General features: G+C 64.7%; 22 protein-coding genes and 1 tRNA gene. 9 read left to right on the forward strand and 14 right to left on the reverse strand.

From position 1 onward, the window contains the following. Positions 1-431: 431 nt before the first annotated feature. On the reverse strand, positions 432-1,340 hold the full coding sequence (locus tag FHW83_RS27575) for a glycoside hydrolase family 3 C-terminal domain-containing protein (protein ID WP_176649575.1): 909 nt from the start codon (positions 1,338-1,340) through the stop codon (positions 432-434). 308 nt (positions 1,341-1,648) lie between these two features. Between FHW83_RS27575 and FHW83_RS30985 the strand changes: the two genes are divergently transcribed. After that, on the forward strand, positions 1,649-1,828 hold the full coding sequence (locus FHW83_RS30985) for an AlpA family transcriptional regulator (RefSeq protein ID WP_255490548.1): 180 nt from the start codon (positions 1,649-1,651) through the stop codon (positions 1,826-1,828). Between the two features lie 212 nt (positions 1,829-2,040). Here the strand turns inward: FHW83_RS30985 and FHW83_RS27585 are convergent. The 4 genes from FHW83_RS27585 to FHW83_RS27600 all read right to left on the reverse strand — a co-directional run bounded on the left by FHW83_RS27585 (position 2,041) and on the right by FHW83_RS27600 (position 5,298). Next, positions 2,041-2,115: transfer RNA gene (locus FHW83_RS27585), tRNA-Val, on the reverse strand. A 53-nt stretch (positions 2,116-2,168) separates the two neighbouring features. Next, positions 2,169-2,657, reverse strand: coding sequence for a response regulator (locus FHW83_RS27590; RefSeq protein ID WP_176649577.1), 489 nt, complete (start codon positions 2,655-2,657; stop codon positions 2,169-2,171). After that, positions 2,654-4,525, reverse strand: coding sequence for an ATP-binding protein (locus FHW83_RS27595; protein WP_176649578.1), 1,872 nt, complete (start codon positions 4,523-4,525; stop codon positions 2,654-2,656). Before FHW83_RS27595 ends, FHW83_RS27590 begins: the two co-directional genes overlap by 4 nt. Beyond that, positions 4,522-5,298, reverse strand: coding sequence for a LuxR C-terminal-related transcriptional regulator (locus FHW83_RS27600; protein ID WP_176649579.1), 777 nt, complete (start codon positions 5,296-5,298; stop codon positions 4,522-4,524). Before FHW83_RS27600 ends, FHW83_RS27595 begins: the two co-directional genes overlap by 4 nt. A gap of 163 nt (positions 5,299-5,461) precedes the next feature. Between FHW83_RS27600 and FHW83_RS27605 the strand changes: the two genes are divergently transcribed. After that, entirely contained in the window at positions 5,462-5,785 is a 324-nt protein-coding gene (locus FHW83_RS27605; protein ID WP_176649580.1) for a CzcE family metal-binding protein, read from the forward strand. A gap of 45 nt (positions 5,786-5,830) precedes the next feature. Next, on the forward strand, positions 5,831-6,286 hold the full coding sequence (locus tag FHW83_RS27610) for a nuclear transport factor 2 family protein (RefSeq protein ID WP_176649581.1): 456 nt from the start codon (positions 5,831-5,833) through the stop codon (positions 6,284-6,286). Here the strand turns inward: FHW83_RS27610 and dnaQ are convergent. Genes dnaQ through FHW83_RS27625 form a run of 3 tightly spaced genes read right to left on the reverse strand, consistent with a single transcriptional unit; the run spans position 6,283 to position 8,248 of the window. Next, positions 6,283-7,005: a DNA polymerase III subunit epsilon gene (gene dnaQ, locus FHW83_RS27615; RefSeq protein WP_176649582.1), complete on the reverse strand. Its 723-nt coding sequence runs from the start codon at positions 7,003-7,005 to the stop codon at positions 6,283-6,285. The genes FHW83_RS27610 and dnaQ overlap by 4 nt on opposite strands. A 33-nt stretch (positions 7,006-7,038) precedes the next feature. Beyond that, entirely contained in the window at positions 7,039-7,479 is a 441-nt protein-coding gene (rnhA, locus tag FHW83_RS27620; RefSeq protein WP_176649583.1) for a ribonuclease HI, read from the reverse strand. Further along, positions 7,472-8,248 carry a class I SAM-dependent methyltransferase gene (locus FHW83_RS27625; protein WP_176649584.1) on the reverse strand — a complete coding sequence of 259 codons (777 nt, stop codon included), beginning with the start codon at positions 8,246-8,248 and terminating at the stop codon, positions 7,472-7,474. The genes rnhA and FHW83_RS27625 overlap by 8 nt, the downstream gene beginning before the upstream one ends. 20 nt (positions 8,249-8,268) lie before the next feature. Between FHW83_RS27625 and gloB the strand changes: the two genes are divergently transcribed. Beyond that, positions 8,269-9,075, forward strand: a complete 807-nt coding sequence (gene gloB, locus FHW83_RS27630; RefSeq protein WP_176649585.1) for a hydroxyacylglutathione hydrolase — start codon at positions 8,269-8,271, stop codon at positions 9,073-9,075. A 3-nt stretch (positions 9,076-9,078) separates the two neighbouring features. Here gloB and aceB read toward each other — a convergent pair whose 3' ends face one another. Continuing rightward, on the reverse strand, positions 9,079-10,677 hold the full coding sequence (aceB, locus tag FHW83_RS27635) for a malate synthase A (RefSeq protein ID WP_176649586.1): 1,599 nt from the start codon (positions 10,675-10,677) through the stop codon (positions 9,079-9,081). Between the two features lie 190 nt (positions 10,678-10,867). Between aceB and FHW83_RS27640 the strand changes: the two genes are divergently transcribed. Beyond that, positions 10,868-11,779, forward strand: coding sequence for a LysR family transcriptional regulator (locus FHW83_RS27640; RefSeq protein WP_176649587.1), 912 nt, complete (start codon positions 10,868-10,870; stop codon positions 11,777-11,779). 63 nt (positions 11,780-11,842) lie between these two features. Here the strand turns inward: FHW83_RS27640 and FHW83_RS27645 are convergent, their stop codons facing one another. The 4 genes from FHW83_RS27645 to FHW83_RS27660 all read right to left on the reverse strand — a co-directional run bounded on the left by FHW83_RS27645 (position 11,843) and on the right by FHW83_RS27660 (position 15,031). Further along, positions 11,843-12,046 (reverse strand): cold-shock protein, encoded by a 204-nt coding sequence (locus tag FHW83_RS27645; RefSeq protein ID WP_093555047.1) that lies wholly within the window; start codon positions 12,044-12,046, stop codon positions 11,843-11,845. 256 nt (positions 12,047-12,302) lie between these two features. Continuing rightward, on the reverse strand, positions 12,303-12,656 hold the full coding sequence (locus FHW83_RS27650; RefSeq protein WP_176649588.1) for an Hpt domain-containing protein: 354 nt from the start codon (positions 12,654-12,656) through the stop codon (positions 12,303-12,305). 1 nt (position 12,657) lies between these two features. Continuing rightward, a complete protein-coding gene (gene upp, locus FHW83_RS27655; protein WP_176649589.1) occupies positions 12,658-13,308 on the reverse strand; it encodes a uracil phosphoribosyltransferase in 651 nt (216 codons plus the stop codon). Between the two features lie 37 nt (positions 13,309-13,345). Further along, the gene (locus FHW83_RS27660; protein WP_176649590.1) at positions 13,346-15,031 is read right to left on the reverse strand and encodes an isovaleryl-CoA dehydrogenase; all 1,686 of its coding nucleotides are present in this window, start codon (positions 15,029-15,031) and stop codon (positions 13,346-13,348) included. A 78-nt stretch (positions 15,032-15,109) separates the two neighbouring features. Here FHW83_RS27660 and FHW83_RS27665 point away from each other — a divergent pair, with 78 nt between their 5' ends. From FHW83_RS27665 to FHW83_RS27680, 4 genes are all read left to right on the forward strand, one after another. Then, positions 15,110-16,312: an acetyl-CoA C-acetyltransferase gene (locus FHW83_RS27665; RefSeq protein ID WP_176649591.1), complete on the forward strand. Its 1,203-nt coding sequence runs from the start codon at positions 15,110-15,112 to the stop codon at positions 16,310-16,312. Positions 16,313-16,314: 2 nt separating this feature from the next. After that, positions 16,315-17,145, forward strand: coding sequence for an enoyl-CoA hydratase/isomerase family protein (locus tag FHW83_RS27670; protein WP_176649592.1), 831 nt, complete (start codon positions 16,315-16,317; stop codon positions 17,143-17,145). A 211-nt stretch (positions 17,146-17,356) separates the two neighbouring features. Next, complete coding sequence (locus FHW83_RS27675) at positions 17,357-19,030, forward strand: bifunctional diguanylate cyclase/phosphodiesterase (protein WP_176649593.1); 1,674 nt, start codon at positions 17,357-17,359, stop codon at positions 19,028-19,030. Next, positions 19,027-20,523, forward strand: coding sequence for an HDOD domain-containing protein (locus tag FHW83_RS27680; RefSeq protein ID WP_176649594.1), 1,497 nt, complete (start codon positions 19,027-19,029; stop codon positions 20,521-20,523). The genes FHW83_RS27675 and FHW83_RS27680 overlap by 4 nt, the downstream gene beginning before the upstream one ends. Here the strand turns inward: FHW83_RS27680 and FHW83_RS27685 are convergent. Then, positions 20,520-21,671 carry an MFS transporter gene (locus tag FHW83_RS27685; RefSeq protein WP_176649595.1) on the reverse strand — a complete coding sequence of 384 codons (1,152 nt, stop codon included), beginning with the start codon at positions 21,669-21,671 and terminating at the stop codon, positions 20,520-20,522. The two genes, FHW83_RS27680 and FHW83_RS27685, sit on opposite strands and share 4 nt — an antisense overlap. Positions 21,672-21,675: the final 4 nt, after the last annotated feature.

The raw sequence follows: 21,675 nt of genomic DNA on the forward strand, positions 1-21,675 counted from the left end.
GCAGTCCAACGTTTAACTTCCTCTTCCATAACCATGCTCACGTGATGTCCTTTCAGTATTATCACCTGAGCAGGAATTCACTGGGTCATTACAATTCCTGCGTGTGCAACTTGGATCACGTCTGACCTTCAACTTTCGCTGCTCTAACCAACGATCCCAGAAACAAAGACGTCATAAAAGAACCTAGGAGCGAAGAATGCAGGGGACCTAATCTTCAGCTGTTCAAGGACGAAAATTGATGAGGCGGCTGCTGAGGAAGCCGCTCCACTGCTTCGTCCGCTTGGGGGCGGAAATGGACTCTGGTAAACGCGCCGTCTCCTCAATAACAAAAAGGTCAGCCATGACTGGCTGACCTGCTTCGTTTCATCCAACTCACTACAGCCGCTTTGCGCTATGTGTCGCGTTGGCGCAGCACCCAAGAACTTCCAGTCCTAGAACTGCACCTCTTTCGCCAGCGGCAGGTCGGCGCTGTTCGGGCCTACCTTCAAGGTGACGTTGCCTTTCGGCGCGAGCCACTGCGAGGTCTTCTCGTCCCAGGTCGATAGCAAGCGGCGTTCTACCGGCACCGTCACGACGCGCTCTTCGCCCTGCGCCAACTGGACGCGGACATAGCCCACCAGTTTGACCGCCGGTGCCTGCGCGCTGTAGACCTGCACCACGGTAGAGTCGGCGCGCGCGCCGGTATTCTTCACGCGGACCGACACCTGCGCCGCCTCGTCGCCGCGCGCTGCGGTGCGCACCGCGATATCGCTGTAGCTGTAAGTGGTGTAGGACAAGCCGTAACCGAACGGGAACAGCGGCTTCTGGCCCTGCTGCTGCAGGTAACGGTAGCCGACCATCACACCTTCGTCGTAGCGCACCGTGCCACCGCCGCGATATGGACGGACGCCCTGGCTTTCGTCGGCCAGGAACGATACTGGCAGGCGGCCGCCCGGTTCAGCATCGCCAAACAGTACGCTGGCGATGCCGGTACCGGCTGCGGAGCCGGGATACCACATCTGCACCACGCCTTTCACTCGGGACAGCCACGGCATTCTCACCGCACCGCCCGTATTCAGCACCACTACCGTATTCGGATTGGCGGCGGCGACGGCTTCCACCAGCGCATCCTGGTCGCCCGGCAGCGCGTAGTTGTCGCGGTCCATTTCTTCACCCGTGACCTGGTTCACAAACACCACGGCCACCCCCGACTTGCGCGCCAGCGCCACGGCTTCGGGAATCAATGATACAGGCTGCCAGCCAAGCTGGATGCGGTTGCCGGTGAAGGCGCCGCGCGCCGAGTATTCAACCTCGATACGCGCCTTCTTGCTGGCCGCCAGTTGCCACGGTCTGTCGGGCACTACCTGCGCGCGGAACCCCAAACGGCAAAGGCTTGTTCGCAAAATCGCAGTGGTCGCACCGCGACGTTATTGAATGTGAACTGATCTAATGCAATGCGCGTGGCAAAAGCTTAAGTCAAACTGGGGATCATGTAGAACCGTCATCAGCAACATTTTGCATTTCCGTGCGGCGCCGCAAAACGTGCCCATTAAGGTCGCCTCACAGATCGCAATTCGCAAAGACAGCCATGAACGCCAACAGTTCCCCTTCCACGACTAATGAACGTCGCCACACAATACGTCGAGCAACCGACGCTACTGAAATTCGCATGCTGCATTTGAAGGAAGTCATGAAGATCTGCGGACTGGGACGAACCAGTGTCTACGACGCGGTTCAGCGTGGCGAATTTCCTCCGCCCGTTCCGCTGCTTACTCGCGCACCACGCTGGATCCATCAAGAGATTCAATCGTGGCTTTCTCATCAGATCAAATTGTCGCGTGACAAATAAATCGGACTATCGCGAACGCTTCAGCATTGCAGTATTAGCCAGCTCGCTACAGGGATTTACAAACAAAAGTAATCCATTTTGATGCGCTGGAACGCAACGTTTCGTCCGCTGACGTCCGCGTAGGTCCGCCACACTTTGTCATACTTTTGTCATCCTCCCAAAACGCAAAAAGCCTACACATCTGTGTAGGCCATTGATTTTCTTGCGAATTCTGGTGGGAAGTGCAAGTTTCGAACTTGCGACCCCTGCAGTGTGAATGCAGTGCTCTACCCCTGAGCTAACCTCCCGTTGAGTGCGAGCATTATAGACCGCCTCCCAGACAAACGCAAGGGTAAATCTGCTAATCCCCCTCTTCCGCTCGCGACTTGCCGGTGCTGTAGGGCAGCACCATCAGCGGCGCGCTCGGCGACAGCGCTTGCAAGCGCTTGTACAGCGCCCGCGTTTCCAGCAGGTTCCACACGCGCAGCATGGCTTCGATCGTGTCGAACGGTTTGGTGAGGAAGTCGCGCGCGCCCAGTGAGAGCGCGCGCCGCTTCGACTCGCTGGTGGCGTCGGCGGTCACCACCAGCACCGGCCGGTAGTCGAACGGGTCGCCGCGCCGCTTCAGGTGCTCTAGCACCGCATAGCCGTCGAGTTCCGGCATCATCAGGTCCAGGATGATCAGGTCGGGGTCGAACGCCGCGTACAGGTCGAGGGCTTTTTGCGCGTCGGTGGTGCCGACCACGTGGGTCAGCCCTTCGCGCGTCAGCAGGTCTTCCAGCAAGCGCAGGTTGGCCGGCTGGTCGTCGATGATCAGCACGCGCGACGAAAGCAAATCATCTTCGTTCATTTGTTTATCCTATCGAGTAAAGCGAAAAACTCCCGCAGGTCGAGCGGCTTTTTCAAGTGCATGCCGGCCGCCGCTGGAGCACCATCACCGCCCAGCAACACCAGCGGCACGGCCGACAACGCGGCGTCAGCGCGCAGTCGCGCCAGCGTGGCGGGATCCGCCAATTGCGCGTCCAGCAGCAGCACATCCGGCACGCGCGACGCGGCCTGCGCCCAGCCGTCGGCCACGCTGCGCGCGGCCACAAAGCGCCAACCGGGGCGGCGGGCCATCAGCGTTTCCATCAGCGCCAGGCTGGACGCGTCGCTGTCGATGCACAGTATGGTCGGCATGTCGGCGGCTGGCGCGGTGGATGCGACCGCTTGTGCATCCTGAGCTGGCGCCAGTTCCTGCGCCGCCAGCGTCGCACGCGGCAGTTGGACGGTGAACACGCTGCCCTTGCCCGCCGTGCTGTCGGCCGCCAGGCTGCCGCCCATGGCCTCGGCCAGCGAACGGGATACGGCCAACCCCAGGCCCACGCCCTCGGTCTTGCCGCGCTCGGCTCCCAAGCGGTCGAACGGGGTGAACAGGCGTTCCAGCAGTCCGGCCTCGATGCCATCGCCCTCGTCCGCGATGGCGATGGCGACCTGTTCGTCCCGCCCGCTGACGGCAATGCGCACTTCGCCGCCGGCGCGGTTGTATTTGATGGCATTGGAGAGCAGGTTCAGCATGATTTGCGTCAGGCGCTGGCGGTCGGCGACCACCGCCAGCCCGCCGTCGTCAACCAGCGCCGGCAGCTTGATCTGATGCTGGACCGCCAGCGGCTGCAGCAAGGCCAGCGCCTCGCGCAGCACGGGCGCCACCCGCACCGGCGCCGCCGTGATCGTCAGTTGCCCGGCCTCGACGCGGGCCAGGTCCAGCACGTCGTCGATCAGCGACAGCAAATGTTTGCCGGCGCGCGCGATGTGCTGCGCATGCTGGCGGTTCTGGCCGGCGGCAAGGTCATCCTCGAGCAATTGCGCGAAACCCAGGATCGCGTTCAGCGGCGTGCGCAGCTCATGACTGGTGCGCGACAGGAATTCGGATTTGGCCACGCTGGCCGCCTGCGCGGCGGTGGCGCGCCTGGCCAGCAGCACGCTGGCGTGATGCAGACGGTCGGCCAGCAATCCCAGCTCGTCGCTGGCCACGCCGGTCGCCAGCAGCGGCTGGTCGTTCACCAACCGTTCGGCGTTCTCGGCCGACACGCGCACCCGCCGCACCACGCGCAGCGTGAACAACAGCATGGCCAGCACGCCGGCCAGTCCGATCACGATGGTGGCCAGGTTCATGAAGACGTTGCGGCGCAGCGCCTCCTGGACGGCGGCGGTGCGCTGCACGACCAGCATCGACTCGCGCGCGTTCATGGCGCCGATCCCGTCGCGCAGTTGATTGAGGATCTGCCGCCCGGCCAGCAGGCTGGCGCGCAACGCCTCGGGATCGCCGTGATATTGCTGGCGCAGCGCTTCCAGCCCGGCCAGCTTTTGCCGCACCAGCGGCAGCAACACGTTCAGCCGCGCCAGCTGTTCCGGATCGCGCACGTTCTGTTGCAGGTCGTCCATCGCCGCCGGCAGCTTGACCTGCGCCGCGCGGTAGGGATTGAGGAAGTCGTCCACGCCCGTCAGCAGATAGCCGCGCACGCCGGTGGCGGATTCGGCGATCAGCGCGTGCAGCAGCTGGATGTCGCGCTGCACCTGCAGCGTGCGCTGCATTTCGGTCATGGCGTCGGCGGTCTGCCGCTCGAGCTTGTAGCTGGTCGCCACCGAGCCGACGAACGTGGCCAGGGCCGCCATGACGATCACGGTGACCTTGACCGTCAGCGACCAGTTCCGCCAGTACAGGGCGGCCCGCCTCATCCGCCGAACCCGTAGTCGACCGCGTACACCGCCGCCTGCGTGCGGTCACGCAGGTCGAGCTTGTGCAGGATGCGTTCGATATGCACCTTGACGGTGCCGGCGGCGATGCCCAGTTCCTCCGCCATCGCCGCGTTGGTCAGCCCGCGCGGCATCATGGCGAACACTTGCAGCTCGCGCGAGGTCAGTTGCTTCAACTTGGCGGCAGAGGCGGTGGCGGCCGCGCGCACGGTCGGCTTGCTGGCGGCCTGGTGCGCCGTCGCCAGGATGGTGCCCAGCACCTGCAGCACGCTCAGGTCGTCGGCGTTAGGCGGCGCCGCCGGGCGCGCGCTCATCATGGCCAGCAGCCCGGCGCTCCGGCCGTGGAAGCGCAAGGGCACCAGCACCTCCAGCCCGACCGTCTTGTCGCGCCCCACCCGCAGCCGGCTGTGGATGTCTTGCTGTATCAGCGGCAGCGCGTTCTCCTGCAGGGCCTCATGCAGCGCGCCGGTGGCCGGCAGGCGCGCGCCGACAGGCGCCACCGGTCCTTGCGATGCGACCACGTGCAGTCCGTCGGTATGGACGTGAAGCAGCAGGCCCTCCTCCAGCGACAGGAAGGACAGCGCCTTTCCCAGGATGGATTGCATGGCGGCCTCGCCGTGGCCTTCCTCGGCCAGCACCTCGGCGGCGGCGGTCAGCAGGCGCAGGCGGGCGGCGCTGCCCTCGTTGTGGCGATAGCGAACGCGGGCGCTGCGGGCGTTGCCGTGGGGGGATGTCGGGGTCGTGGTGTCGGTCATGGGATTTTCCTGTTGAGCGGATTATATGCCAATCAGCATAGAAAAAATCCGCCGTCCAGCCGATTCCGGCTCATCGCGACATCTCCATACTTCACTCATCGCCATCGACCACCGATCCATGTGCGACCTGAAACCCTTAATTTTTTGTGGAGATCGTAATTTAATGAAGCAATTCCTGACCATCGCAGCCATCGCCATCGTCCTGCCATTCAGCGCCTCGGCGGCCAACAAGACCCACGTCAACGGCAGCGCCGCCACGGCCAGCGCCGCCGCGCGCGTGATCAACGTCCTGCCCAAGACCAAGCACGTCAACGTCAACCAGGGCGAGACGGTGAAGTTTGTGGTCGGCGATAAATCGTTCAGCTGGCACTTCGACACGCTGCGCGCGAGCGACAGCTTCCCGCTGTCGAAGATCGCGCCGGCCGACATCGACACCCATCGCGTCCGCGTCTACGTGTCGCCCAACCCGCTGTATCACGGCGGCTAAGCCCGACCCTTGTTCTTTCAACTTCAACTATACCAAAGGAAAAATATGCGTTACCTGAGCCTGTTGCCTGTCGCCTGCGCCCTGCTGGCCGCCAATGTCCACGCGGCCAACACCGAGACCTGCCACCCATCGTCGGAGAAAGAGATCGCCGGCCTGTTCGACCGCTGGAACGCGTCGCTGCAAACCGGGAATCCCGACAAGGTGGTGGCCAACTACGCCACCAAGTCGGTGCTGCTGGCCACCGTGTCGAACAAGCCGCGCCTGACGCCGGAGGAAAAGCGCGACTACTTCGTGCACTTCCTGGCCGGCAAGCCGGTCGGCAGCATCGACAGCCGCACCATCGAACTGGACTGCAACACCGCCGTCGACGCCGGCCTGTACACCTTCAAGTTCGCGGATGGCAAGGAAGTGAAGGCGCGCTTCACCTACACCTATAAGTGGGATGGCAAGCAGTGGCTGATCACCAGCCACCACTCGTCGGCCATGCCGGGCAAGGACTAAGCCGCCGGCGGGGCCGGTGGATTCAGCGAGGCGGTCCAGATGCACTGGCCCTTGACCGCCTTGTCCAGCCCCGCCAGCGTCTCGGCGTGGGCGGCCAGTTCCTCCTCGGAGGCCGGCACGAAGATGATGTCGGCCATGGCCACCGGCTCCAGCAGCTCGCCGATGTTGACCACTTCCTCCTCCACGTCCATGCCCAGGGTGTTCTGGCCACGGGTCATGGCGAGGTAGACGTCGGCCAGCAGTTCCGCGTCCAGCAGCGCGCCGTGCAGCTTGCGGTGCGAGTTGGAGATGCCGTAGCGGTCGCACAGCGCGTCCAGCGAGTTGCGCTTGCCTGGATGCAGTTCCTTGGCCTGCACCAGGGTGTCGATCACGCCGCCGATGTGCTCGGTGAAGTCCGGCAGGTTGAGCAGCTTGAATTCGTGGTTCAGGAAGCCCAGGTCGAACGGCGCGTTGTGGATGATGACTTCGGCGCCCCGGACATACTCGCGCAGCTGGTCGACGATCTCATGGAACTTCGGCTTGTCGCTCAGGAACTCGGTGGTCAGGCCGTGGACGTTCAGCGCGCCCTCTTCCGAGTCGCGTTCCGGATTGATGTAGAAGTGGAGATTGTTCCCCGTCAGCATGCGGTTGTTCAGCTCGACGCAGCCGATCTCCAGGATGCGGTTGCCCAGCTTGGGGTTGATACCGGTGGTTTCGGTATCGAGGACGATTTGGCGCATAGTATTCCGAAATTAATTGCAGAGCGCAGTATATCAGCGCCCGCGCGCCACTTCCACGCCGCGGTTGGCCAGCATGTCAGCCCGTTCGTTGCCAGGATGACCATTGTGGCCGCGCACCCAGCGCCATTCCACAGTGTGCATTTGCTGCACCGCGTCGAGCGCCTTCCACAGGTCCTCGTTCTTGACCGGCTCCTTGGTCGAGGTCTTCCAGCCGCGCGCCTTCCAGCCGTGGATCCACTCGCTGATGCCTTTCTGGACGTACTGGCTGTCGGTGTGCAGCACCACCGTGCACGGCCGCTTCAGCGCGCTCAGCGCCTCGATCACCGCCTGCAGCTCCATGCGGTTGTTGGTGGTGTCGCGCGCGCCGCCGAAGATCTCCTTCTCGGCCTCGCCCGCCACCAGCAACGCGCCCCAACCGCCCAGGCCGGGATTGCCCTTGCATGCGCCGTCGGTAAAAATTTCAACCTTATCCATCCTGCCGCTCTCTTCTTTTGTTCGTTACCGGCACGCCCACCGGGGCCGCTGCCGTTTTCCTGGTCCATGCCGGACCGATCAAGCGCATGCCTTTCACGCGCTTGACCGCTTGTATGATGTAGACGCCGCCGAAGTATGGCCACCAGCGCGAGCCGGCATTATCCATGAAGGCGTAGCGCTGCAGCCACTTTTCTGTGCGGCAGGCCGGCGCGTAGCAGCCGAAGTGGCTCTGGCTGGCGCTCATATTCAGCAATTTTAACCAATCCTTCATGCGCGGCATAGAAATCAGCTCCTCGGTGCGCGGCAGGAAGGAGGTGCCGCCGACGCGCCGCAGCACGTGGCGCGCCCCCCACAGGCTGGCCGGGTTGAAGCCGCAGATGACGACCTGCCCCTCCGGGATCAGCACACGCTCGACCTCGCGCAGCACCTGGTGCGGGTCGGTGGAAAATTCCAGCACGTGCGGCAACACCACCAGGTCGATGCTTTGCGAAGCGAACGGCAGTTCGGTGTAATCGAGCGTGAGGTCGACGCTGCGCCGGTCCTCGCGCGCGGCCCGGGTCTTGCGGTCGGCCAGCAGTTTGTACGGCATGCGGCTGGCGGCCAGCGCGTCGATTTCAGGCATGCCGATCTGCACCGCGTTGTAGCCGAAGATGTCGGCTGTTAAATTATCGAGACAGCTTTGTTCCCACGCACGCATGTACACACCGGCGGGCGTTTGCAGCCAGCCTTCCAGCGCTATAATGGATTTCTCCGACCCCGCCTTATCCATGCTTAGCCTTTTGCGATCCAATGACCATATCTTCTAATCAAGCTCTTAGTGTTTTAACGGTACCGGCGTTCCGCGACAATTATCTCTGGTTGATACATGATGGCACACATGCCGCGGTGGTCGACCCCGGCGATGCCAAACCGATACTGGCGGCCCTCAAAGCCAATGGACTCAAGCTCACCGCCATTCTACTCACCCACCACCATGCTGACCATATCGGCGGCGTCCCTGAATTATTACAGCATTATCAGGTTCCTGTTTTTGGCCCGCGCAATGAAACCATCGCCGCCGTGACCCTGCCGGTCGGCGAAGGCAAGCTGATCGACGTGCCCGGCCTGGCGCTGAAGCTGTCGGTGCTGGACGTGCCCGGCCACACCATGGGCCACATCGCCTATGTGCGCGAGGCCGACGGCGAGGAACCGGCCTGGCTGTTCTGCGGCGACACGCTGTTCGCCGGCGGTTGCGGACGCCTGTTCGAAGGCACGCCGGCGCAGATGATCAGTTCGCTCGGCAAGCTGACCGCGCTGGCCGACGACACCAAGGTATTTTGCGCGCACGAGTACACGCTGTCCAACCTGCGCTTCGCGCGCGTGGTGGATCCGGACAATGTGGCGCTGCAGGAGCGCGTGAAGGTGGAAACCGATAAGCGCGAGCACGACGTGCCCACGGTGCCGAGCACCATCGCGATCGAGAAGGCGACCAATCCCTTCCTGCGTTATCGCGAGCCGGCCATTGCGGCGCAGCTGGTGAAGGCCGGGCGTCTCGATCGCATCGACACGCCGCTGGCGACCTTCACCGCGCTGCGGTTATGGAAGAATGACTTCTAAGGCTTAGATTTCCTCGTACAGCGGCAGCGTCAGGAATTCCTCGAACGCTTCCGAGGTCGACATCTGTTCGAAGATCTGCGCCGCGCGCGGATAGGCCGGGGTGTTGCCGTCCGGCGCGGTGGCCTGCACCTTGGCCAGCTCCTCCGGAATCATCGCGCGCACCATGTCGGCCGTGACCTTGCGGCCGTCTTCCAGCACGCCCTTGGTCGAGCGGATCCACTGCCACACTTGCGAACGGCTGATCTCGGCGGTGGCGGCGTCTTCCATCAGGTTGTGGATCGGCACGCAGCCGTTGCCGTTCAGCCAGCTGCCCAGGTAGTGGATGCCAACGTTGATGTTGTAGCGCAGGCCGGCCTCGGTGATCGGGGTTTCAGGCTTGAAGTCCAACAGCTGCTCGGCGTGCACTTCCACGTCCAGCCGTTGCTTGTCGATCTGGTTCGGCTTATCGCCCAGCACTTTCTTGAACTCGGCCATGGCCAGGTCGACCAGGCCCGGGTGGGCCACCCAGCCGCCATCGTAGCCGTCGGTGGCGTCGCGCGCCTTGTCGTTGCGCACGCCGCCCATGGCGATCTCGTTCTTTTCCGGATCGTTCTTGATCGGGATCAGCGCGGCCATGCCGCCGATGGCCGGGGCGTTGCGCTTGTGGCAGGTTTTCAGCAGCAGCAAGGCGTAGGCGCGCATGAAGGGCGCGGTCATGGTGACCTTAGCGCGGTCGGCCAGGCAGAAATCCTTGTCCAGCTTGAATTTCTTGATGCACGAGAAGATGTAGTCCCAGCGGCCGGCGTTCAGGCCCGAGCTGTGCTCGCGCAGTTCGTACAGGATCTCGTCCATCTCGAACGCGGCCAGGATGGTTTCGATCAGCACGGTGGCCTTGATGGTGCCCTGCGGCAGACCCAGCTCGTTTTGCGTCATCACGAAGATGTCGTTCCACAGGCGCGCTTCCAGGTGCGATTCCATTTTCGGCAGGTAGAAGTACGGGCCGGCGCCGCGCGCCAGTTGCTCCTTGGCGTTGTGGAACATGAACAGCGCGAAGTCGAAGATGCCGCCCGAGACGCGCTTGCCATCGACCAGCACGTGCTTCTCATCCAGGTGCCAGCCGCGCGGCCGCACCACCAGCGTGGCGACCTTGTCGTTCAGCTTGTACGACTTGCCATTCTGTTCCAGCGCGATGGTGCCGCGCACCGCGTCCTTCATGTTGATCTGGCCGCTGATCTGGTTGTCCCAGTTGGGCGAGTTGGAGTCTTCGAAGTCGGTCATGTAGCTGTCCGCGCCCGAGTTCAGGGCGTTGATGACCATCTTGCGCTCGACCGGACCGGTGATTTCCACGCGGCGGCATTCCAGCGCCTTCGGGATCGGCGCGATTTTCCAGTCGCCGTTGCGGATGTGGGCGGTCTCGGGCAGGAAATCCGGGCGCTCGCCGGCGTCCAGGCGCTTGGCGCGCTCCACGCGCACGGCCAGCAGCTGTTGACGGCGCGCTTCGAATTCGCGGCTCAGCTTGGCCACCAGCGACAGCGCCTCCGGCGTCAGGATGGTTTCGTAGCCGGGCTTGATCTCGCCGGTGATTTGCATGCCTGCTGGCAGGGTCAGGGTGGATTGCGTCATGAGAGGTCTCCGTAAAAAAATAGTAACGAATCGGCTTAATTATATGCTTGTTGCAGTGCGGCGTTTTTAGTGTGTGGACTCAGTTACAAGCTGAATTGTTTTACAGTATATTCACTCGTAAGTTATGCAAACAAGACTAAATATCACTTCATCTATGCGTTTTTGTAAAAAGTGACGGGGACCGGTTTTCATGGGGCAATTCAGACAGATATCCACTTTTGTAGAGGTCGTCGCGCGGGGCAGCCTGTCGGCCGCCGCCCGTGCCGAGGGCATCGCCCCGGCGATGATAGGACGCCGGCTCGATGCGCTGGAGGCCCGTCTGGGCGTCAAGCTGCTGCAGCGCACCACCCGCAAACTGGCGCTGACCGACGAGGGCGCGGCCTTCCTGGAGGATTGCCAGCGCATCCTGGCCGAGCTGGAGGAAGCCGAATCGGCGGTGTCGGAACGTAGCGCGCACGCCACAGGTCACCTGATGATCTCGGCGCCGGCCGGTTTCGGCCGCCAGCACGTGGCGCCGCTGCTGCCCTCCTTCCTGGCCGAGCACCGCGACGTTACCGCCACGCTGAACATGAGCGACCGCGTGGTCGACATCGTTGGCGAGGGCATCGACGTGGCGATCCGCATCGCCAGCCTGTCGGATTCCAGCCTGGTCAGCGTCAAGCTGGCCGACAACGAACGCGTGGTGGTGGGCTCGCCGGCCTACCTCAAGCGCCATGGCGTGCCGGAAACGCTGGCCGATCTGGGCAAGCACAACTGCCTGGCGATCAGCAGCGAAGGCAGCCAGCGCGGCTGGACTTTCCGCGAGGATGGAAAAAACGTGGTCTTGAAGGTCAACGGCAACATGGCCTGCAACGACGGCCAGGTGCTGCACGAGTGGGCGCTGGCCGGCAAGGGGCTGGCGTGGCGTTCGATGTGGGAAGTGGGCAGCGCGCTTGCGGAAGGCCGGCTGCAAACCGTGCTCGATAGCTACGCGGCGCCGGGCAACGACATCTACGCGGTGTTCGCGCAGCGCCGCCACCTGCCGCTGCGCATCCGCGCGTTCGTGGACTTCCTGCGCCACACCTACGCCCAGCCGGATTACTGGCGCAAGTCGGGAAAGTGAAAAGCGACAGGCAAAAAAAAATCCTCGGTTACCGAGGATTTCTTGATCGTTAGATCCAGCGTATTACAGAGGCTGAATGTTCGAAGCTTGCTTGCCTTTAGGGCCGGCGGTTACTTCGAAAGAAACGCGTTGGTTCTCTTGCAGCGATTTGAAGCCTGCGGTCTGAATCGCCGAGAAGTGAGCGAACAGATCTTCGCCGCCTTCGTCAGGGGTGATAAAGCCGAAACCCTTCGAATCATTGAACCATTTTACGATACCAGTTGCCATTACAATTCCTATTTCAGTTAATTTGGGCTTGCGCCCGTGATATCGTTTTTGAGGCAAGAAAGACAAACTGTACTACTCTTGAATCTAAACGATCCCGCATTATACCCATTTACGAGAGAAAAGCACGTTTTCACGAAAATAAATGCAAAGCCGCGCTTTTTTTGGTAGAAACCCCTCGGAGCCGGGCGTAAGTGTCATGATAGACAACGAAATCGTACATGCTTTGAGCTAGATCAAGCGCGCGTTTGATCACGGATCAATCGTAATGGCTGGCCTTGGCGTCACGGGCGGCCCAGGCCAGCAGTTTTTCCACTTCGGGCACCACTGGCGCCCACTCGGCCTGGCCCGCCATCACACCCCGCACCATCTGCTCGATGCGGCGCGATTCCTGGCCGAACACCGTGAAACCGAAGGTGCCGGCCGATCCGGCCACGCCGTGCAGCACTTCGTGCAGCTGGTGCAGCGCGTCCTGCGACGGCTGCGCGCCGTCCGCCGCGCAGCGCGCCAGCGCCGCGCGGATCTTGTCGAGCGTGCCCGGCACGGTGGCGGCGAACTTGTCGTTCAGGGCCGCCAGGCGGGCGCGGAAATCGGGATCGACCGGCGTCGCCATCTTATTTGGTGCCGAAAATGCGGTCGCCCGCGTCGCCCAGGCCCGGCATGATGTAGGCGTGATCGTTCAGGTGCGAATCGAGCGACGCGCAGTAAATCTTCACGTTCGGGTGCGACTTCTGGAACACTTCGATGCCCTCAGGCGCGGCCACCAGCGCCAGGAAGATGATTTGCTCGTCGGTGACGCCGCGCTTCTTCAGCACGTCCACCGCGTGCACCGCCGAATTGCCGGTGGCCACCATCGGGTCGCACAGGATGAAGGTGCGTTCGGCGGTGTCCGGCAGGCGCACCATGTACTCCACCGGCTGGTGGGTTTGCGGGTCGCGGAACACGCCGATGTGGCCCACGCGCGCCGACGGCACCAGGTCCAGCAGACCGTCGCTCATGCCGATGCCGGCACGCAGGATCGGCACGATGGCCAGCTTGCGGCCGGCGATCACCGGCGCGTCGATGGTCATCAGCGGCGTTTCCACGGTGCGGGTCGTCAGCGGCAGGTCGCGCGTGATCTCGTAACCCATCAGCAGCGTGATTTCCTTGAGCAAGTCGCGGAAGGTACGGGTCGACGTGTCCTTGGCGCGCATGTGGCTCAGCTTGTGCTGGATCAGCGGGTGGTTGGTGATGAACAGGTTAGGAAAACGCGGATCTTGTTTCATTGGATGTGTGCTCTTTTTTAGGCGGCGGTAGCCCGCATTATACTGACTCGACCAGCGCCCGCGCCAGGATGGCGTCGCAATCCACGCCCGACGGCAGGCGGCCGTAGGCCCCGCCCGGCTCACGCTTGAGGCGCGAGGCCACGAACGCCGACGACACATACTCCGGCGCGTGGCGCAGCAGCAGCGCCGCCTGCACCGCCAGCACCACCCGCTCGGCGCGCACGCGGGCGCCGAACTCGTCCGGCTGCTGCTGTTGCGCCAGGTCGGCCAGCAAGGTGGTCTTGTAGGCCACGAAGAAGGTGTCGGCGTTGCCGGCCAGCGCCAGTTCGGCCGCCAACGCCTCGCGCGCCTCCGGCGACTTGGACAGCGCGCGCAACAGGTCTAGGCACATCACATTGCCCGAGCCCTCCCAGATCGAGTTGACCGGCAGCTCGCGGTACAGCCGCGCCAGCGGGCTGTCCTCCACGTAGCCGCTGCCGCCGATGACTTCCATCGCCTCGGCGCCAAAGCCGGGGCCGCGCTTGCAGACCCAGTATTTGGCGGCCGGTGTCAGCACGCGCGCCAGCATCGCCTGCGCCGGATCATCGATCTGGTCGAAGCAGCGCGCCAGGCGCATCGCCAGCGCGGTGGCGGCCTCCGATTCCAGCGCCAGGTCGGCCAGCACGTTCTGCATCAGCGGATGCCCTGCCAGCGGACGGCCGAACGCCACCCGGCGGCGCGCGTGATGCAGCGCCTGCGTCAGCGCGGCGCGCATCGCCCCCGCGCTGCCGAGCACGCAATCGAGCCGGGTGTAGCCGCCCATCTCAAGAATGGTCGGAATGCCGCGCCCCTGTTTGCCGATCAGCCAGCCGTAGGCGCCGGCGAACTCCACCTCCGACGAGGCGTTCGAGCGGTTGCCGACCTTGTCCTTGAGCCGCTGCACGCGGATCGCGTTGCGCTCGCCATTCGGCAGGTAGCGCGGCAGGAAAAAGCACGACAGGCCGGCGCTGCCCGCCTCGTCCGTCTGCGCCAGGATCAGGTGCGCGTCGCTTTGCGGCGCCGAGAAGAACCACTTGTGGCCGACGATGCGGAACACCTCCTCGCCCTCCTCGCCAAACATCGCGCGCGCTTCCGCCGCCGGCACCGGCTCGGCGCGCGTGGTGTTGGCGCGCACGTCGGAACCGCCCTGCTTCTCGGTCATGCCCATGCCGATGATTGCGCTTCTCTTTCGCTCGACAGGCAGCGAGCGCGGATCGTAATCGTTGGACAGGATCTTGGGCAGCCACTTGGCGGCGATGCGCGGCGCCTGCCGGAGCGCCGGCACCGAGGCGTAGGTCATGGTGACCGGGCACTGCGAACCGTTCTCCACCTGGCCGAACAGCAAATAGCGCGCGGCCCGCGCCACTTGCGCGCCCTGCCCGCCCTGCCATGGCGACGAGTGCGTGCCGTGGCCGATCAGCAGCGACATCAGGCTGTGCCAGGCCGGATGGAACTCCACCTCGTCGATGCGATGGCCCTCGCGGTCGTAGTTGTGCAACCTGGGCGGGTGGAGATTGGCCAGCCGCGCCAGGTCCAGCGTTTCCGCCCTGCCCAGCTCGGCGCCCAGCGCGTGCAGCGAGGCGGCGGCGGCGCCCGCGCCTTCGCGTTGCAAGGCTTCCTGCAGGGCCGGATCGGCCGCGAACAGGTTGATATTCGCAAACGGCGCAACAGTATTGCGCACTTCGTGGGTATCGAAAGCTTGCATATTGTCTCCGTTCAAACCGCTGTGATTTGTTTTCTTGAACAATATCCTATGATAAGCGCATAACAACCTGGAGACAGTATGAGCGACGCCTATATTTACGAGGCCATCCGCACCCCGCGCGGCAAGGGCAGGCAGGACGGCAGCCTGCACAGCGTCAAGCCGATCTCGCTGCTCACGGGGCTGATGAACGAGCTGCAACAACGCCATCAACTCGACACCGCGCTGATCGACGACGTGCTGATCGGCTGCGTCACGCCGATCGGCGAGCAAGGCGCCGACATCGCCAAGATCGCCGCCCTGTCGGCCGGCTGGGACTGGCGCGTGGCCGGCGCACAGCTCAACCGCTTTTGCGCCTCCGGGCTGGAGGCGGTCAACCTGGCCGCGCAGAAGGTGCGCTCGGGCTGGGAGGAGCTGGTGGTGGCCGGCGGCGTCGAATCGATGTCGCGCGTGCCGATGGGGTCCGACGGCGGCGCCTGGACCCAGGACCCGGAAACCAGCTTGAAAACCGGCTACGTCCCGCAGGGCATCGGCGCCGACCTGATCGCCACGCTGGACGGCTATCAGCGCGAGCAGCTGGACGCCTACGCGCTGCGCTCGCAACAGAGGGCGGCCGCCGCGCGCGCGGCCGGCCGCTTCCGCTCCATCGTGCCGGTGCGCGACCAGAACGGCGTGCTGATCCTGGCGGAGGACGAGTTCATCAAGCCCGCCACCACCATGGAGGCGCTGGCCAGCCTGAAGCCGGCCTTTGCCGCCATGGGCGAGCAGGGTTTCGACGCCATCGCCCTGCGCAAATATGCGCCGCTGCGGCGCATCGAGCACCTGCATACGGCCGGCAATTCCTCCGGCATCGTCGATGGCGCGGCGCTGGCGCTGATCGGCAGCAAGGCCGCCGGCGCGCGCCTCGGCCTGGCGCCGCGCGCGCGCATCCTCGCGGCCGCCGTCACCGGCAGCGAACCCACCATCATGCTGACCGGCCCGGCGCCGGCCGCGCGCAAGGCGCTGCAAAAAGCCGGCCTGTCCGTCAACGACATCGACCTGTTTGAAGTGAACGAAGCCTTCGCCTCCGTGGTGCTGCGCTTCCTGCGCGAACTGGAGGTGCCGGACGACAAGGTCAACGTCAACGGCGGCGGCATCGCGCTCGGCCATCCGCTCGGCGCCACCGGCTGCATGCTGCTCGGCACCCTGCTGGATGAACTGGAGGCGCGCCGCCTGCGGCGCGGCATGGTGACCCTGTGCGTGGGCGGCGGCATGGGCATCGCCACCATCATCGAACGGCTGTGAGCATGATCACCAGCCACCGCAACGGCCGCCACATCAGCGTGCTGCTGGCCGCGCGTGGCATCAATCCATTGAGCCGCCTGTTCCAGCGCGAGCTGGCCGCGCTGCTGGACAAGCTGGAAGCGCAACGCCCGCAGCCGGCCGCCGTGCTGATCGGCTTCGACGCCGGCCCGGCGGACCGCGGCCACGAACGCGAACACCTGCTGGCGCTCACGCCGGCGCAAGCCGCCGACTGCATGCACATGCTGGACGCCTACAACGCCCTGCTGCGGCGGCTGGAAAACCTGGCGCTGCCGGTGACCGCCACCCTCGGCGGCGAAATCAGCGGCCACGCGTTCGGCCTGGCGCTGGCCTGCCACCGCCGCGTCGCCTCGCGGGAGGCGCGCGTCAGCCTGCCGCAAGTGCTGCACGGCCTGGCCCCGGCCGGCGGCGAAATCGTCCGCAGCGTGCGGCTGGCGGGTCTGCGGGCGGCCATGCCGCTGCTGCTGGAGGGCGCCGCGCTCAGCGCCGCCCAAGCCCTGCGGGCGGGCCTGCTGCACGCCATCGCCGACGATGAGGTGCAACTGGATCATGTTGTCCTGAACAAAGCAACGTTTGCCCGGCCTTGGCAAGCGCGCGGCTACCGCCCGCCCGGCGGCGCGCTGGACAGCGCCCCGGTGCGCGCGCTGTTGCAGACGGCGCCCGCCCGGCTGAAGTCGCCGGCGGCGGCGGCCGTGCTGTGCGCCATGGTCGAGGGACTGCAAGTCGATTTTGACACCGCGCTCACCATCGAGAGCCGGTATTTTTGTCAAACCGCTATCAGTCAGGCGCGGCTAAAAGGCGGTTTTTCATTCTGAAGGGAGGTTTTTTTATCGATCTCAAGAGATTTCTCAAAAAGTCGCTGTAAAGTTGTCTTTTTTCATGCTATTCGCTTCTCATCAGTGATACATTCCGTTATGGTTTTGCAAGATTCCCGCGCCTGATTGTTACACCCACAACTTGAAAGAATAGCTTTTCGCGATGTCAACCAGCGTTTCATCCCAGCCACGTCATGAATTGGATAACCTCATGGAAGAGGCTGGCGATGTCGTATTCCGGCTCAATCAACTTGGCCAGCTGCTGTTCGCCAGCCGCCGCGCCGCCGCGCGCATCGCCGCCAGCGCGCCGCTGGCCGGCGGCGCGCTGGTCAAGCTGGTCAGCGACGGCGACCAGGCGCCGCTGGCCGCCGCGCTGGCCGAGGTGATCGAATCGCGCAACCCCAAGCTGCTGGAAGTGCGCATCAAGACCCCCGACATCGAAATCTGGCACGAGCTGCGCATCTCGGCCTTCGACAACGCCGAGGGCGTGCCGGAGCTGCTGGTGGTGGGCCGCGACATGACCGTGCAGCACGCCACCGAGGAGCGGCTGCGCCACATGGCCACCCACGACGCGCTGACCGAGCTGCCCAACCGGCTGCTGCTGTCCGACCGCATGCGCATGGTGATCGCCAACGCGCGCCGCTCGGGCCAGGGCTTCTCGGTGGCGAATATCGGCCTGGACGGCTTCAAGAAGGTCAACGACGGCCTCGGCCACCCGGTCGGCGACGCCCTGCTGCGCATGGCCGCCCAGCGCCTGCGCAAGACCCTGCGCGACAGCGACACCCTGGCCCGGGTCGGCGGCGACGAGTTCGTCGCCATCCTGCCGGGCACCGCGACCGAGGCGCAGATCAAGCTGGTCACCGGCCGCCTGATCGCCACCCTGCAGTCGCCGTTCGAGATCGACAGCCACACGATCTACGTCGGCGCCTCGGTCGGGGTGTCGGTCTACCCGCAGCACGCGGAGGACGAGATCCGCCTGCTGGCGCTGGCCGACGCCGCCATGTCGCGCGCCAAGGAAACCGGCAAGGCGCGCGCGCTGGTCTACAGCCCGGCGCTGGCCGGCCCGCCGCAGCACGACATCTCGCTCGAGGCGGCCATGTTCCAGGCCGTGCGCGAGGGCGAGTTCCAGCTCTACTACCAGCCCATCGTCGACGCCCAGACGCGCGAGATCCAGGGCTTCGAGACGCTGATGCGCTGGAAGCATCCGACGCTGGGCATGGTGCCGCCGGCGCGCTTCATCCCGATCGCCGAGACCAATGGCCTGATCAACCTGCTGGGCGCGTGGGCGCTCAAGGCCGCCTGCGTGCAACTGAAACAATTTGAAGAAGTTGCCAAGCGCAGCCTGTACATCTCTGTTAATATCAGCCCGCGACAATTCCGCAATGATAAATTCTTGGATGTGCTGGACGACGCGATCGCGTTCTCCGGCCTGCTTGGTGAGCAATTGGTTTTAGAAATCACAGAAGGCACGCTGATGATCGACCCGGTGCATGCCGAGTCCATCCTGTCCAAAATGGCCGAGCGCAACGCCCGCATCGCGATTGACGATTTCGGCACCGGTTATTCCTCGCTGGCCTACCTCAAGCGCTTCCCGATCTCGGTGCTGAAAATCGACCGCACCTTCATCCGCGACCTGCCCGGCTCGCAGAAGGACGGCGCCATCTGCAACGCCGTGCTGGACCTGGCCAAGCACCTCGACCTGTCGGTGGTGGCGGAAGGCGTGGAGACCGAGGAGCAGCTGCAATACCTGCAGGTGCGCGGCTGCCAGTACATCCAGGGCTACCTGACCGGCAAGCCGATGGCGGCCAACGTGGCGCTGGCGGCGCTCAAGGAAAGCATCCATGCCAAGCTGGTGCCGGCGGAATTCCGGCAGGTGGCGCAATGATCGCCAGCTACAAGGCCGCCACCGCGCTCGGCAACAAGACCCTGAGCGAGCTCGGCGACTGCACCCGCCGCCGCGGCGACATGCCCGGCTTCGCCAAGGCCATCACCGCCATCCTCGGCGCCATGCGCGGCGAGGACGAGCAGGAATTCAACATGACGCGCACCGTGCTGTCCGACCCGGTGCTGACGCAGAAGGTGCTGCGGCTGGCCAACAGCGGCATGTACTCGGCCTTCGGCCAGCACGTGAACACGGTGTCGAAAGCGGTGCTGGTGCTGGGCACGGAAGCCATCGGCCACCTGGCGCTGGGCCTGAAACTGATCGAGGAGCTGGCCGCCACCTCGACCGACACCACCATCGCCCACATCGAGATGGAAAAGGCGGTGCTGGCCGGGATCGTGGCGCAGCAGATCGCCTACACCGCCGAAAGCCGCCATGGCGAGGAGGCCGTGGTGTGCTCGATGCTGCACACGCTGGGCCGCATGATGCTGACCTTCTACATGCCGGAGCGCTGGCACGAGCTGCAGCGCCTGGCCGACCAGAAGGCCTGCACGGTGGAGGACGTCGCGCCGGAACTGCTGGGCCTGAGCCTGGAGGAAATCGGCCACGCTGCCGCCCTGCACTGGGGCTTGCCATCGTCGCTGCTGAACGGCATGCGCGCGCTGGCGCCGGCCGAGGCGGGCGCCGAGGTGTCGGCCTCGGACTGGATCGCCGGCCTGTCCACCATGGCCGCCAGCTGCGCCGAATCGCTGTGGCACGACGACGCCGCCGGCGCCGAAAAAGTGAAACAGCTGACCGAAAGCTACGCCGGCATGCTGGGCGTGGAGCCGGCCAACCTGATGCACGCCATCGAACAAGCCAAGGTGGTGGCGGCCAACGACCTGACCATCGCCCCGCTGTCGCGTCCCGCCGAGCGCCGCGCCAAGGCGCTGGCCAAGACGCGCCAGCGCGCCGCCGGCAACAAGATCCTGCTCAGCGGCCTGGCCGACATGCGCGACGTGCTCGACACCGCCAGCCCCGGGCAAATGGTGCAGATCGCGCTGGAGACGGTGTACAAGGGCCTGGACTTCTCGCGCGCCGTGGCCTTCGTCCGCAACCGCAAGGAAAACACCTACTCGGCCAAGATCAGCTTCGGCGAAGGCACGCGCGAGCTGCTGCCGGGCATGACCTTCGACGACGCCTACGAACCGAACGTGTTCCACGCCGCGCTCAACAGCGACCGCGTGATCTTCATCGAAAACTCGCGCGACGCCAAGTTCGCCGCCAAGCTGCCGTTGTGGTGGAAGTCGTCACTGTCCGAGGCCCGCAGCTTCGTGATCCTGCCGCTGTCCGCCAACGGCCAGCCGGCCGGCTTCCTGTACGGCGACTGGGACGACTCCTTCCCGCCGATCTCGCTCAGCGCCACCGAGTTCGCGCTGCTGAACGACATGCGGGCGATGGTGGTGCGCGCGGTGGAGCGCCGCCACGGCATCGCGCCGGAAGCCGTGACGCGTTAATGCCCGTCGCGCCGCTGCCAGCGGAACGACAGCGCGGCGGCCAGCGCCGATAGCAGCACCAGCACCGACGCCACGTAGTACACCGACTCGGCGCCCGCCCTCTCCCACCACTGCGCCAGGAACAAGCCGCCCAGCGAACCGCCTATGCCGTACGAGATGCTCATGTACAGCGCCTGCCCGCGCGCCTGCAGCGGCCCGGAGAACCAGCGCTGCAGCGACATCACCGACGACGAGTGATGCAGCGCGAAGGTGGCGGCGTGCATCAGCTGCGCCGCCACCAGCAGCCACAGGATGTGCGAGCCGAAGCCGATCATCAGGAAACGCAGCACCGCGATCCCCAGCGCCAGGTACATCATGCGCATCGCGCCCCAGCGCCTGAACAAGGGCGCCTGGAAATAGAACAGCGCCACCTCGGCCAGCACACCCAGCGACCACATGGCGCCGATCACGGTCTTGCTGTAGCCATTGCGCTCCAGGTACAGCGAATAGAAGGTGTACAGCGAGGTATGCGCCGACACCATCAGCGCGGTGGAGGCGAAGAAGGCGATCACCTCGCGCCTGCGCAGCAGCGACAACAGCGGCGGCGGCGGATTTTTATGCGCGCGGCGCGGCACGTCGCGCAGGCGGAACGCCGCCGCGATGGTGGCCACCAGCAGCCCGGCCGCCACCCACGGCAGCGTGACGATGCCGTGGCGCTCGAGCGCCACCGAGGCCAGCGTCACCGAGACGATAAAGCCGATCGAGCCCCACATGCGGATGCGGCCGTAATGGGTCAGGTCGCCCTTCATCTCGGACAGCATCAGCGCTTCGCAGATCGGCGCCTGCCCGCTGGTGAACAGGTTGAGGATCACCATCGCCAGCATGAAGTGGCCGAAGGTGCTGCCGAAGAAGAAGCCCGAGAACCCCACCAGCGCGGCGAAGCCGGCCAGGCGCAGCACCAGCACGCGGCGGTCGTAATGATCGGCGACGTAGCCCCAGACGTTGGGGCCGACGATGCGCAGCACCTGGATCATCGACATCAGCACGCCGATCTGCGCCACCGTCATGCCCTTGTCGGCAAAGAACAGCGTGGCGTAGGTCGACCAGGTGCCGGCGTGTGCGTAGTAGCAGAAGAGGAATAAGGCGAAGCTGAAGGCTTGCGCGGGCACCGCG

The sequence above is a fragment of the Duganella sp. SG902 genome (assembly GCF_013376005.1).
Taxonomy (GTDB): Bacteria; Pseudomonadota; Gammaproteobacteria; order Burkholderiales; family Burkholderiaceae_D; genus Rugamonas.